Genomic DNA, 15235 nt, shown 5'->3' on the forward strand with positions numbered 1-15235 from the left:
AGGAGGCCAAGCCGGGCGTTAGCCCCACTTTGGCGACGGCACAAATGATGGTCGCCGTATCCGGACAAGCCGCAGAACAGGCGGCTCAGCCGCAGGTCAGCGCCCGATTGACGGTTGGGAGTCGAGTGTGCGTACCGAAAGCTCGGAGGAACGGAACCGGAACCGGGAACCGCGGGGCACGGCCCGGCGGAGGAGGTGGACCCGGCAGGTCCCGGCCGGTGTCGTGGGTGTGGCCGCGGTGAGCCTGATCGCGCTCACGGTCTCCCCGGTGAACGCCGAGCCCGATACCAGAGCCAAACCGCCGCGCGGCAGGAGTCCGCTCCCCGCTCCGCCGCAGGTCCGCGATCTGGACTTTCTGCTCGGCTCCTACACCTGCGACTACACCCCACCGCCGGGCGGAAAGCCGGCAGTGCTGAAGCTGAACACCAGGCGGGCCATGGGCGGGCATTACCTCTACACGGACGCCACGCTCGAACCCGGAAGCGTGGTCGGCCGTTCGTCGTTCGGCTGGAATCCCGTGGACGGGAAATTCATCACCCAGTACCACGACAACTGGGGTTCCTCCGGAAACTACACCTCGTCCGGCTGGAACGACGGCCATCTGATATTCAAGGGCCCCCTCACCCAGGTGATCACACCGAATGCCTCGGGGCAGACAACGGGCGTGCAGCTGGACCTCAAGGATGACTACCAGGTCCTCGGACCGGGGCATTTCAAGGACACCACGAGCTTCACCTTCCCCGACGGAAGTACTTTGCACGGCAGTTACGACTGCCGCCGCCAATAGCGTTCAGCGTTCCGGACCGAGGGAAGTGGGGGTGGCCGACCATGGCGAGCAACGAAGAGAAGCTGCTCGACTATCTGAAGCGGGTGACGGCGGATCTCCGGCAGACGCAGCGCCGTCTGAGGGATGTCGAGTCCGCGGGGCATGAGCCTGTCGCCATCGTGGGGATGTCCTGCCGCTTCCCCGGCGGTGTGCGGTCCCCCGAAGAGCTGTGGCAACTCGTCGCCACGGAGCGGGACGCCATTTCGGAACTCCCCACCGACCGCAATTGGGATCTGGAGAATCTCTTCCACCCCGATCCGGAGCACCCGGGGACGAGTTATACGCGCGAGGGCGGCTTCATCGACGACCCCGCGGGATTCGACGCCACGTTCTTCGGTATCAGCCCCCGCGAGGCGCTCGGAATGGCGCCACAGCAGCGGCTGGCACTTGAGGCGTCCTGGGAGGCCATCGAGCACGCCGGGGTCGACCCGGAATCGCTGCGGGGCAGCCGGACCGGCACCTTCATCGGCTGCGATCACCTCGACTACTGCTCCGACGCCTCCCAGGTGCCCGAGGGCTCGGCCGGCTACTTCACCATCGGCAACTCCGCCAGCGTGGTGTCCGGCCGGGTGGCGTACACCCTCGGTCTGGAGGGGGCCGCGGTGACGGTGGACACCGCGTGCTCCTCCTCCCTGGTCGCCATGCATCTGGCCTGTCAGGCGATCCGGCAGGGCGAATGCGATATGGCGCTCGCCGGGGGCGTGGCCGTGATGTCCTCGACGGCACCGTTCATCGGCTTCAGCGAGTTGCGGGGGCTCGCGCCGGACGGCAGGTCCAAGGCATTCTCGGCCAACAGCGACGGCATGACCCTGGCCGAGGGCGTGGGTGTCCTGCTGCTGGAACGGCTGTCGGACGCGCGGCGCAACGGCCACCAGGTGTTGGCCGTGATCCGGGGCACGGCGGTCAACCAGGACGGCGCCAGCAACGGCCTGACCGCGCCGAACGGACCCTCACAGCAACGAGTCATCCGGCAGGCGCTCGCCAACGCCCGGCTGTCACCGTCCGAGGTGGACGCGGTGGAGGCGCACGGTACGGGTACGTCGCTGGGCGATCCGATCGAGGCGCAGGCGCTGCTGGCCACGTACGGCCAGGAGCGGCCCGAGGGGCGCCCGCTGTGGCTGGGTTCCATCAAGTCCAACATCGGCCACGCACAGATGGCCGCGGGTGCGGCCGGAGTCATCAAGATGGTGATGGCGATGCGCCACGAGGTGCTCCCCGCCTCGCTGCACATCGACGAGCCGACACCCCATGTGGACTGGAACGCGGGCGATGTCCATCTGCTGACCGAGGCCCGGGAGTGGCCGCGGGGCGAGCATCCGCGGCGGGCGGGGGTCTCGTCGTTCGGCATCAGCGGGACGAACGCCCATCTGATCCTGGAGCAGGCTCCGGAGGGGGACGGCGAGGCGGAGGTTGGAGCCGTCGAGGCGGGGCCCGTGGAGTCGGTGAAGCCGGTGGATGGGCCGATGGGTGGGCCTGTGGGTTGGCCGGTAAGCGGGCCGGTGCCGTGGGTGGTGTCCGCGCGCGGTACGGAGGCGCTACGGGGCCAGGCGCGGGCGCTGGTGGCACGGGTGAACGCCGACCCGGGGGCGAGCGCCTCGGGGGTGGGGTGGTCCCTGCTGCGGTCCAGGACGCTCTTCGACCACCGGGCGGTGGTCATCGGCCAGGACCGCGAAGAGCTGGTGGCGGGACTGGAGGCACTGGCCACCGGAAAGCCACATCCGGGTCTGGTGCACCCCGGCGGCACCGCCGAGGCCACCGGTCAGACGGTGTTCCTGTTCAGCGGACAGGGCAGCCAACGCCCCGGCATGGGCGCCGAACTCTACGACCGCTTCCCCGTCTTCGCCGAAGCCTTCGACGAGGTGTGCGCCCTCCTCGACCCGCATCTGGAACACCCGCTACGGGAGCTGGTCTTCAGCCGCGACCCCGACCAGGCGGCGTTACTGGACCACACCACCTACGCCCAAGCCGGACTCTTCGCCCTGCACATCGCCCTGGCACGACTCCTCGACTCCCTCGGCGTACGACCCGACGCCGTCATCGGCCACTCCATCGGCGAAATCGCCGCAGCCCACATCGCCGGAGTCTTCGACCTCCCCGACGCCTGCCACCTCGTCGCCACCCGCGCCACCCTCATGGGCCAACTCCCCCACGGCGGAGGCATGGCCACCATCACCGCCACCCCCGACGAACTCGCCGACGACCTCGCCACACACAACAACCAGGTAAGCATCGCCGCCCTCAACACCCCCACCAACACCGTCATCTCCGGACCCATCGACCTCGTCACCGACATCAGCACCACCTGGGCAGCCAAAGGCCGCAAGACCAGGACACTGACCGTCAGCCACGCCTTCCACTCCCCCCTGATGGACCCCATCCTGCAGCCCTTCAAGCAGGCCATCAACGGGCTCACCTACCACCCACCCACCATCCCCCTCATCAGCAACCTCACCGGACAACCAGCCGACGAACACATCACCACCCCCGACTACTGGACCCAACACATCCGCCAACCCGTCCACTTCCACCCCGCCATCACCCACACCACACCCCACACCAGCATCTACCTCGAACTCGGCCCCAACCCCATCCTCACCACCGCAACCCACCACACCCTCCACCACCACACCACCCAAAACCCCACCAACCGACCAACCCCACTCATCACCTCCACCCTCACCCACAAACAACCCGACACACACGCCCTCACCCACACCCTCGCCCAACTCCACACCACCGGCATCAATGTCGACTGGACCAGCTGGTACCCCACCGACCCGGCCCCTCAGGTCGTCGGGTTGCCGACGTATGCCTTCCAGCACCAGCGCTTCTGGCTGGCCCCGCCCACCGCCCGTACGAGCTTCGAGGGGGCTGCCGGGGACCCGGCCGAGGCGCAGCTCTGGCATGCCATCGAGGAGCTCGACGTCGACGCCCTCACCAGCACACTCCAGCTGGACAAGGACAGCCCCGGCATCGACGCCCTGCTGCCCGCGCTCCCCGTACTGTCCGCCTGGCGGCGACAACACCGTGAACGCTCCACCATCGACTCCTGGCGCTACCGGGTCACGTGGCAGCAGCTCCCCGACCCGGCCGCCCCGGCCTTGACGGGCAGCTGGCTGGTGGTCCTCCCGGCCGGGCAGGAGGAGCACGCCACGGTCCAGGTCACCCTCCAGGCGCTGCGGGCGCACGGCGCCACGGCGCTCCCGTACGCGGTCGACGCTCATGACATCGATCGCGCCAGGCTCCGCGAACGCCTCGACCGGCTGACCGATGAGTCGCAACCCGCCGGAGCCATCAGCCTGCTCGCCCTCGACCAGAAACCGCTCGCCGGCCACTCCGCGGTGTCCGCCGGGCTCGGCGCCACCACAGCCCTCCTCCAGGCTCTCGATGACGCCGGAATCAGCGCGCCCCTGTGGTGCGTCACGCAGGGCGCTGTCGCCACCGGCCGCAGCGACTTCCTCCCCCACCCCGAGCAGTCGCAGATCTGGGGTTTCGGCCGGGTGGCCGCGCTGGAGCATCCGCAGCGCTGGGGCGGTCTCATCGATCTGCCCGGCGCCATGACCCACCACACCGCGGGTCGGCTGGCGGCCCTGCTCGTCCCCGGGCAGCCCGAGGACCAGGTCGCCATCCGCACCACCGGTACGTACGCACGCCGCCTCACCCGTGTGCCCGTCGCCGACACCGCCCCCGCCCCCGCTCCCTGGGAGCCGTCGGGCACCACGCTCATCACCGGTGGCACCGGCGGTCTCGGCGCCCAGGTCGCCCGCTGGCTGGCCGACCGGGGCGCACCCCGTCTCCACCTCGTCAGCCGTTCCGGTCCCGACGCGCCCGGCGCGTCCGAGCTCGGCGAGGAGCTCACCGCGCTGGGGGCAGAGGTCACCATCTCCGCCTGCGATGTCTCCGACCACGCCGCGCTCCGGCGGCTCATCGACGGCGTCCCCGCCGAACACCCCCTCACCGCGGTCGTCCACACCGCCGGCACGATGGAACTGGGTCAGATCGGCGAGCTGGACCCCGGGCGGTTACAGCCCGTTCTGCGGTCCAAGGCCCTGGCCGCCGCTCATCTGCACGACCTCACCCAGGATCTGGAGCTCACGGCCTTCGTTCTCTTCTCGTCGAACGCCGCGACATGGGGCAGCGGACAACAGGCCGCCTACGCCGCCGCGAACACCTACCTGGACGCGCTCGCCGAACACCGCCGGGCCCGGGGTCTGCCCGCCACCAGCCTCGCCTGGGGGCCGTGGGGTGAGGCGGGCATGGCCGCCGACCAGCACACACTCTCCCACCTCAAACGGCGGGGCCTCTCCCCTCTCCCGACCGGCCTCGCCATCGCGTCCCTGCATCACGCCCTCACACACGACGACACCAGCGTCACGATCGCGGATGTCGACTGGGAGAAGTTCGGCCGTACGTTCACCGCGCAGCGCCCGAGTCCGTTCCTCACCCGTCTGATGCCGTCGAGCGCGGAGCCCACCGCGCCCACGGCCACCGCCGACGACAATCCGCTGCGGCAACAGCTCAGCGCGGTGCCCGCCACGCAGCGCCATCAGATCCTGGTCCGCCATGTCCAGACCCTGGCCGCGACGATCCTCGGCCACTCCGGCCTGGACGCGGTTCCCCCGGGGCAGCCCTTCCAGGAGCTCGGCTTCGACTCCCTCACCGCGGTCGAGCTGCGCAACCAGCTCGCCGCCACGACCGGGCTCACCCTCGCTCCGGCGCTGGTCTTCGACCATCCGACGCCGAACGCTCTCGCCACGTATCTGGGCGCCCAACTCACGGGGCAGAAGGCCGCCGTCACCACTCACACGTCGTCCGTGGCCGCCGACGACGAACCGATCGCGATCGTCGGCATGGCCTGCCGGTACCCGGGCGGTGTGCGCTCGCCGCAGGAGCTGTGGCAGCTGGTCGTCGCGGGCCGGGACGCCATCGGGGAGATGCCCGCCGACCGCGGCTGGGATCTGGACACCCTCTTCGATCCCGACCCCGAGCGTCTGGGTACCAGCTATGCGCGCGAGGGCGGATTCCTCCACGACGCGTCCGGGTTCGACGCGACGTTCTTCGGCATCAGCCCGCGTGAGGCGCTCGCCATGGACCCCCAGCAGCGGCTGCTCCTGGAAACCGCCTGGGAGACCTTCGAAAGCGCGGGCCTGGACCGGGACACGCTCGCCGGGAGCAACACCGGCGTCTTCGCCGGCGGCACCTATCAGGGCTACGGCGCCTCCGGCAGCTCCTCGGCGCGGGAGGTCGAGGGGTATCTGCTCGCGGGCGGTACGCCGAGTGTCATGTCCGGCCGGGTGGCGTATGCGTTCGGTCTCGAGGGCCCCGCGGTGACGGTGGACACGGCGTGCTCGTCCTCGCTGGTGGCCATGCATCTGGCGGCCCAGGCGCTGCGGCAGGGCGAATGCACGATGGCGCTGGCGGGTGGCGTGACGGTGATGGCCACGCCGACCACCTTCATCGAGTTCTCCCGCCAGCGCGGTCTGGCGGCCGACGGCCGGTGCAAGCCGTTCGCGTCGGCGGCCGACGGCACCGGCTGGGGCGAGGGCGCCGGGCTTCTGCTGTTGGAACGGCTGTCGGACGCGCGGCGCAAGGGCCATCGGGTGCTGGCCGTGATCCGGGGCTCCGCGGTCAACCAGGACGGTACGAGCAACGGCCTGACCGCACCGAACGGGCCCTCGCAGCAGCGGGTGATCGGCCAGGCGCTCGCCAACGCCCGGCTGTCGCCATCGGAGATCGATGTGGTGGAGGGACACGGCACCGGAACCACGCTCGGGGATCCGATCGAGGCGCAGGCGCTGCTGGCCACGTACGGGCAGGACAGGCCGGAGGACCAGCCGCTGTGGCTGGGTTCCATCAAGTCCAACATCGGCCACACGCAGGCCGCCGCCGGAGTGGCCGGGGTCATCAAGATGGTGATGGCGATGCGCCATGCGGTGCTGCCCACGTCACTGCACATCGACGAACCGACACCCCATGTGGACTGGAACGCGGGCGATGTCCGCCTGCTGACCGAGGCGCGGGAGTGGCCACGGGGCGAGCGTCCACGCCGGGCGGGTGTCTCGTCCTTCGGCATCAGCGGGACCAATGCGCATGTCATCGTGGAGCAGGCGCCCGAGGAGCTGGTGGCGGCGGCCGGAGCCGTCGAGGTGGGACCAGTACCAGTGGACTCGGCGGACTCGGCGGAGCTGCTGGGTGGGCCCGTGCCGTGGGTGGTGTCCGCGCGCGGTACGGAGGCGCTACGGGGCCAGGCGCGGGCGCTGGCCGAACGGGTGAACGCCGACCCCGAGGTGAGTACTGCCGAGGTCGGCTGGTCCCTGCTGCGGTCCAGGACGCTCTTCGACCACCGGGCGGTGGTCATCGGCCAGGACCGCGAAGAGCTGGTGGCGGGGCTGGAGGCACTGGCCACCGGAGAGCCACATCCAGGCCTGGTGGAGCGCGGGGAGACGGCCGAGGCTACTGGTCAGACGGTGTTCCTGTTCAGCGGACAGGGCAGCCAGCGCCCCGGCATGGGCGCCGAACTCTACGACCGCTTCCCCGTCTTCACCGAAGCCTTCGACGAGGTCTGCGCCCTCCTCGACCCGCATCTCGAACACCCGCTACGACAGGTGGTCTTCGGCACCGGCCCGGAGCGTACCGGGCTGCTGGACCATACGACCTACGCCCAGGCCGGGCTCTTCGCGCTGCACATCGCCCTGGCACGACTCCTCGACTCCCTCGGCGTACGACCCGACGCCGTCATCGGCCACTCCATCGGCGAAATCGCCGCAGCCCACATCGCCGGAGTCTTCGACCTACCCGACGCCTGCCACCTCGTCGCCACCCGCGCCACCCTCATGGGCCAACTCCCCCACGGCGGAGGCATGGCCACCATCACCGCCACCCCCGACGAACTCGCCGACGACCTCGCCACACACAACAACCGAGTAAGCATCGCCGCCCTCAACACCCCCACCAACACCGTCATCTCCGGACCCATCGACCTCGTCACCGCGATCAGCACCACCTGGGCCGAACGTGGCCGTAAAACCCGCGCCCTCACGGTCAGCCACGCCTTCCACTCCCCCCTGATGGACCCCATCCTGCAGCCCTTCAAGCAGGCCATCAACGGGCTCACCTACCACCCACCCACCATCCCCCTCATCAGCAACCTCACCGGACAACCAGCCGACGAACACATCACCACCCCCGACTACTGGACCCAACACATCCGCCAACCCGTCCACTTCCACCCCGCCATCACCCACACCACACCCCACACCAGCATCTACCTCGAACTCGGCCCCAACCCCATCCTCACCACCGCAACCCACCACACCCTCCACCACCACACCACCCAAAACCCCACCAACCGACCAACCCCACTCATCACCTCCACCCTCACCCACAAACAACCCGACACACACGCCCTCACCCACACCCTCGCCCAACTCCACACCACCGGTGCCGATGTCGACTGGACCAGCTGGTACCCCGCCACCCCCACCCCCCGCACCATCGACCTCCCCACCTACGCCTTCCACCACCAGCACTACTGGCTGTCGTCCGGCTCCTCCTCGGACCCGGCGCCCACGGAGACGGCTCTGGTCGACAGGGAGTTCTGGGAGGCGGTGGAGCGTGAGGATCTGGAAGCCCTGGCGGCGACCATCGACTCACCGGCGGACCAGCAGCCCATGCTGGGCGCTGTTCTTCCGACGCTGTCCGCATGGCGGCGGCGGCACCGGGAGCGGTCGGTCATCAATTCCTGGCGGTATCAGACCACTTGGAAGGCAATCCCCACTCCTTCCACGCGTCCGGACCTCTCCGGCACCTGGCTGCTGATCATCCCCGCCGGTCAGTCCGACCACCCCGCTGTGGCAACCGTCACGCAGGCCCTGACCGCCCACGGCGCCACTCCACTCCGCCATGTGCTCGACACCCGTACCGTCGATCGTGACGCCTTGGCGGACCACCTCACCCGTCTGGCCACGGAGGGCGAACCCACCGGAGTCCTGAGCCTGCTCGCCCTCGATGAGGAGCCGCACCCCCAATACGCCGCCGTGCCCTCCGGGCTGACCGCGACCACCGTGCTCGTGCAGGCCCTCGGCTACGCCGAGATCCCGGCGCCCCTGTGGTGCCTCACCCAAGGCGCCGTCGCCACCGGCCCCGGCGATCCGCTCCCCAGCCCTCGGCAGGCGCAGATCTGGGGACTTGGCCGCGCCGCGGCCCTGGAACACCCTCGCCGCTGGGGCGGCCTGGTCGACCTTCCGACCGTCATCGACCACCACACCGCGGACCGTCTGGCCGCCCTGCTCGCCCCCGGTGGGCCCGAGGACCAGACCGCGATCCGCGCCACCGGCAGCTACGCCCGGCGCCTCCGTAGGGCCGGTGCGCCCACCACTGCCCCCAAGTCATGGCAGCCCACGGGCACCACGCTCATCACCGGCGGCACCGGTGGCCTCGGCGCCCATGTGGCCCGCTGGCTCGCCCGCCACGGCGCACCCCATCTCCACCTCATCAGCCGCTCCGGCCCCGACGCCCCCGGCGCCGCCCAACTCACCGAAGACCTCCGCGCGTTGGGCGCAGCCGTCACCGTCACCGCCTGCGACGCCTCCGACCGCGCCGCACTCCAGCACCTCCTCGGCACCATCCCCGCCGAACACCCACTCACCACCGTCATCCACGCCGCCGGAACGTCGGACACCGAGCTCATCGCCGACCTCGGGCCGGAGCGGCTGCGGCATGTGCTCGGGCCCAAGGCCCTGGCCGCCACCCATCTGCATGAGCTGACCCAGGGGCTCGACCTCAGCGCCTTCGTGCTCTTCTCGTCCGGCGCGGCCGCGTGGGGCGGCAGTCGGCAAGGCGCCTACGCCGCCGCGAACACCTATCTCGACGCCCTCGCCGAGCACCGCCGCGCCCGGGGACTCCCCGCCACCAGCATCGCCTGGGGCCCCTGGGGCGATGCGGGCATGGCCGCCGACGAGACCGCGCTCGCGTTCTACGGGCGGCGCGGCCTGTCTCCGCTCAGCCCGGAGCTGGCCGTGGCATCGCTCCAGCACGCCCTGGACCACCGTGACACCACGGTCACCGTGGCGGACATCGACTGGGAGAAGTTCCCGACGGCGTTCACCGCCCAGCGCCCCAGCCCGCTACTCGACGACTTGGTCACGGCCGCCGACCACTCCACCGGGCGGACCGTCAGCACGTCCGCAGGCACCTCGCTCCAGCAGCGGCTCTCCGCCGCCGCCCCCGAGCAGCAGCACCAGCTCCTCCTCGAGCGGATCCAGTCCCTCGCGGCCTCGATCCTGGGGCATTCCGGGCCGGACGCCATTCCGCCCGCCCAGCCGTTCCAGGAGCTCGGGTTCGACTCCCTCACCGCCGTGGAGCTGCGCAACCAGCTCGCCACGGCCACCGGAATCGACCTCGCACCCGCGCTGGTCTTCGACCACCCCACGCCCAACGCCCTCGCCACATATCTGCGCGCCGAACTCACGGGTCAGCAGATCGCCGTCGCCGCTCACACCCCCACCACGGCCACCCAGGACGAGCCGATCGCGATCGTCGGCATGGCCTGCCGCTACCCCGGCGACGCACACTCCCCGAAGGAGCTGTGGGACCTGGTGATGGCACACCGCGATGCCATCGCGGAGATGCCCACCGACCGCAACTGGGATCTGGACACGCTCTACGACCCCGATCCCGACCGCACGGGGACGAGCTACGTCCGCGAGGGCGGATTCCTCCACCAGGCGGCCGAGTTCGATCCCGGGTTCTTCGGCATCAGCCCGCGCGAGGCGGTCGCCATGGACCCCCAGCAGCGGCTGCTGCTGGAAACCGCCTGGGAAACCTTCGAGAGCGCGGGCCTGGACCGGGACACGCTCGCGGGCAGCAACACGGGCGTGTTCGCGGGAGTGACGTCCCAGGACTACATCTCCCTCACCGGCGATACGGCGAGCGACGTCGAAGGCTATGTCGCCACGGGCAATATCGGCAGTGTGGTGTCCGGCCGGGTGGCCTACTCCTTCGGCCTCGAAGGCCCGGCGGTCACGGTGGACACGGCGTGCTCGTCCTCGCTGGTGGCCATGCATCTGGCCGCCCAGGCCCTACGGCAGGGCGAATGCACGATGGCCCTGGCCGGCGGGGTGACGGTGATGGCCACCCCGGGCGCGTTCATCGAGTTCTCCCGCCAGCGCGGTCTGGCGCCCGACGCGCGGTGCAAGCCGTTCGCGGCCGCGGCGGACGGCATGGTGTGGGGCGAGGGCGTCGGCCTCGTCCTGCTGGAACGGCTGTCGGACGCGCGGCGCAACGGCCACCGGGTGCTGGCCGTCGTCCGTGGCTCCGCCGTCAACCAGGACGGCACGAGCAACGGCCTGACCGCGCCGAACGGGCCCTCCCAGCAGCGGGTGATCCGGCAGGCGCTCGCCAACGCCCGGCTGTCCACCGCCGAGGTGGACGCCGTCGAGGCACATGGCACCGGGACCACGCTCGGCGACCCGATCGAGGCGCAGGCGCTGCTGGCCACGTACGGGCAGGACAGGCCGGAGGACCAGCCGCTGTGGCTGGGTTCCATCAAGTCCAACATCGGCCACACGCAGGCCGCCGCCGGAGTGGCCGGGGTCATCAAGATGGTGATGGCGATGCGCCACGGGGTGCTGCCCGCCTCACTGCACATCGACGAACCGACCCCGAATGTCGACTGGAGCGCGGGCGACCTGAGCCTGCTCACCGAACCCGTCCCCTGGCCCCAGGGCGAACGGCCCCGCCGGGCGGGAATCTCCTCCTTCGGCATCTCCGGTACGAACGCCCATCTCATCCTTGAGCAGGCCCCCGAGCCGATCGAGCACGCCCCCGTATCGGACGCCGCCACTGGTGTGGTGCCCTGGGTGATCTCCGCGCAGAGCGACGCGGCGCTACGGGGTCAGGCACGGGCCCTGACCGGGCACATCATCGACGAGCCCGAGGTGAGCGCCGCTGAGGTGGGGTGGTCCCTGCTGCGGTCCAGGACGCTCTTCGACCACCGGGCGGTGGTCATCGGCCAGGACCGCGAAGAGCTGGTGGCGGGACTGGAGGCACTGGCCACCGGAAAGCCACATCCGGGCCTGGTGCACCCCGGCGGCACCGCCGAGGCCACCGGTCAGACGGTGTTCCTGTTCAGCGGACAGGGCAGCCAACGCCCCGGCATGGGCGCCGAACTCTACGACCGCTTCCCCGTCTTCACCGAAGCCTTCGACGAGGTGTGCGCCCTCCTCGACCCGCATCTCGAACACCCGCTACGGGAGCTGGTCTTCAGCCGCGACCCCGAACAGACAGCGCTACTGGACCACACCACCTACGCCCAAGCCGGACTCTTCGCCCTGCACATCGCCCTGGCACGACTCCTCGACTCCCTCGGCGTACGACCCGACGCCGTCATCGGCCACTCCATCGGCGAAATCGCCGCAGCCCACATCGCCGGAGTCTTCGACCTCCCCGACGCCTGCCACCTCGTCGCCACCCGCGCCACCCTCATGGGCCAACTCCCCCACGGCGGAGGCATGGCCACCATCACCGCCACCCCCGACGAACTCGCCGACGACCTCGCCACACACAACAACCAGGTAAGCATCGCCGCCCTCAACACCCCCACCAACACCGTCATCTCCGGACCCATCGACCTCGTCACCGCGATCAGCACCACCTGGGCCGAACGTGGCCGTAAGACCCGCGCCCTCACGGTCAGCCACGCCTTCCACTCCCCCCTGATGGACCCCATCCTGCAGCCCTTCAAGCAGGCCATCAGCGAGCTCACCTACCACCCACCCACCATCCCCCTCATCAGCAACCTCACCGGACAACCAGCCGACGAACACATCACCACCCCCGACTACTGGACCCAACACATCCGCCAACCCGTCCACTTCCACCCCGCCATCACCCACACCACACCCCACACCAGCATCTACCTCGAACTCGGCCCCAACCCCATCCTCACCACCGCAACCCACCACACCCTCCACCACCACACCACCCAAAACCCCACCAACCGACCAACCCCACTCATCACCTCCACCCTCACCCACAAACAACCCGACACACACGCCCTCACCCACACCCTCGCCCAACTCCACACCACCGGCATCAATGTCGACTGGACCAGCTGGTACCCCACCACCCCCACCCCCCGCACCATCGACCTCCCCACCTACGCCTTCCACCACCAGCACTACTGGCTCGCCCCGCCCGCTCCGCGCGCCGACGGTCGTGTCAACGGCCACCACCCGGCCGAGGCCAGGCTCTGGGACGCCATCGAGGAGCTCGACGTCGACGCCCTCACCAGCACACTCCAGCTGGACAAGGACAGCCCCGGCATCGACGCCCTGCTGCCCGCGCTCCCCGTACTGTCGACCTGGCGGCGTCGGCACCGCGAGCGGTCCACCATCGACTCCTGGCGTTATCGCGTCGCGTGGAAGCAGCTGCCGGACCCCGCCACAACGCCGACGCTCAGCGGGACCTGGCTGCTGCTCGTGCCCTCCGGGCAGGAGGAGCACCCGGCCGTCCATGCCACCGTCCAGGCGCTGGACGCCCATGGCGCGGCCCATGAAGTCCTGTCGCTCGACGGCGCGGACGCCCGACGCGACGCCCTCGCCCCACTGCTCTCGCACCTCCCCGACGGCAGCACACCCGAGGGCATTCTGAGTCTGCTCGCGCTCGATCAGACGCCTCACCCCGACCACCCGGCCGTTCTTACCGGGCTGGCCGCGACGGCCGCCGTTGTCCAGGCCCTCGGTCAGGCGCCGCTCATCGCGCCGCTGTGGTGCGTCACCCAGGGTGCGGTGGCCGCCACCGTCACCGATCCGGTCCCCCACCCGCACCAGGCCCAGATCTGGGGTATGGGCCGGGTCGCGGCGCTGGAGCACCCTCACCTCTGGGGCGGTCTGATCGACCTCCCGGCCGACGTGGACGCCCGTACCCCCGCCCGTATCGCTGCCGTGCTGACGCCCGGCCAGCCCGAGGACCAGGTGGCGATCCGCGCCACCGCCCTGGCCCGCCGTCTGGAGCGGGCCGCCTGCCCGGACACCGCGCCCATCGCGTGGCGCCCCGCCGGTACGACCCTGATCACCGGCGGCACCGGCGGCCTCGGCGCCCATGTGGCCCGCTGGCTCGCCCGCCACGGCGCACCCCATCTCCACCTCATCAGCCGCTCCGGCCCCGACGCCCCCGGCGTCGACCAACTCACCGAAGACCTCCGCGCGTTGGGCGCGGCCGTCACCGTCACCGCCTGCGACGCCTCCGACCGCGCCGCACTCCAGCACCTCCTCGGCACCATCCCCGCCGAACACCCACTCACCACCGTCGTCCACGCCGCGGGGCTCGCGGAGAACACCCCGCTCGCCGAGCTGGACCTTCCGGGGATCGAGGCGGTGCTGCGGCCCAAGGCCCTCGCGGCCGCCCATCTGCATGAGCTCACCGAGGATCTCGACCTCAGCGCCTTTGTGCTCTTCTCGTCCGGCGCGGCCGCATGGGGCGGTAGTCGACAGCCCTCGTACGCCGCCGCCAACGCCTATCTCGACGCCCTCGCCGAGCACCGCCGCGCCCGTGGTCTGCCCGCCACCAGCCTCGCCTGGGCACCATGGAGCGATGCTGGCATGGCCGCCGACGTGGCCGTAATCGACTACTACCGCCGGCGCGGAATGCGTCCCCTGGACACCGATCTCGCCATCGCCTCGCTCCAGCACTCCCTGGACCACGGCGACACCACGATCACCATCGCGGACATCGACTGGGAGAGGTTCCCGGCCGGTTTCACCGCACAGCGGCCCAGCCCGCTGCTGTCCGACCTGGCCGTCGCCGCGTCGCCGGGCGTCGATGTCACCCCGGACGCCGACGCGGCGTTGAGCAACTCGCTTCAGCGGCAGCTGGCCACCGGCTCCCCCGCCCAGCAGCATCAGCTCCTGCTCCATCACATCCAGACGCACGCCGCCGCGATCCTCGGCCATCCCACCATCGACGCGATCCCACCCGCCCAGCCGTTCCAGGAGCTGGGGTTCGACTCCCTCACGGCCGTCGAATTCGGCCACCGGCTCTCCGCCGCCACCGGTCTCGACCTTCCGCCCACTCTGGTCTTCGACCATCCCACCCCCAAGGAGCTGGCCGACTGTCTGCGCGAGCGGCTGGTCGAGGGGCAGCTGACCTCCGAGGGACATCTGCTGTCGGAGCTCGACCGGTGGGACTCGGTCTCGGAGGCATCGGCGGTGGACGAGGCGGCCCGTCGCCGGATCACCGGGCGACTGCGGCTGCTGCTGGCCAAGTGGAGCGACACGGAGCGGGAAACGGAGCGTTCCGCGGCCCACAGCGAGCTCGAGACGGCGACGGCAGAAGACATTTTCGACCTCATCTCGGACGAGTTCGGAAAGTCCGACGAGCTCGGAAAGTCGTGAGCCCGATGACCCCCAT

General features: G+C 70.5%; 2 protein-coding genes. Both read left to right on the forward strand.

Annotation, left to right across the window (positions count from 1 at the left end):
- Positions 1-127 precede the first annotated feature (127 nt).
- Positions 128-787 carry a hypothetical protein gene (locus tag LIV37_RS05695; RefSeq protein ID WP_121825781.1) on the forward strand — a complete coding sequence of 220 codons (660 nt, stop codon included), beginning with the start codon at positions 128-130 and terminating at the stop codon, positions 785-787.
- A 41-nt stretch (positions 788-828) separates the two neighbouring features.
- On the forward strand, positions 829-15219 hold the full coding sequence (locus tag LIV37_RS51695; RefSeq protein ID WP_020866144.1) for a type I polyketide synthase: 14391 nt from the start codon (positions 829-831) through the stop codon (positions 15217-15219).
- Positions 15220-15235: the final 16 nt, after the last annotated feature.

The sequence above is a fragment of the Streptomyces rapamycinicus NRRL 5491 genome, assembly GCF_024298965.1.
Classification (GTDB): Bacteria; Actinomycetota; Actinomycetes; order Streptomycetales; family Streptomycetaceae; genus Streptomyces; species Streptomyces rapamycinicus.

What these genes read in the sequence shown, in the direction of transcription:
- LIV37_RS51695 (WP_020866144.1), top strand. Translation starts at nt 829, where the DNA reads ATGGCGAGCAACGAAGAGAAGCTGCTCGACTATCTGAAGCGGGTGACG.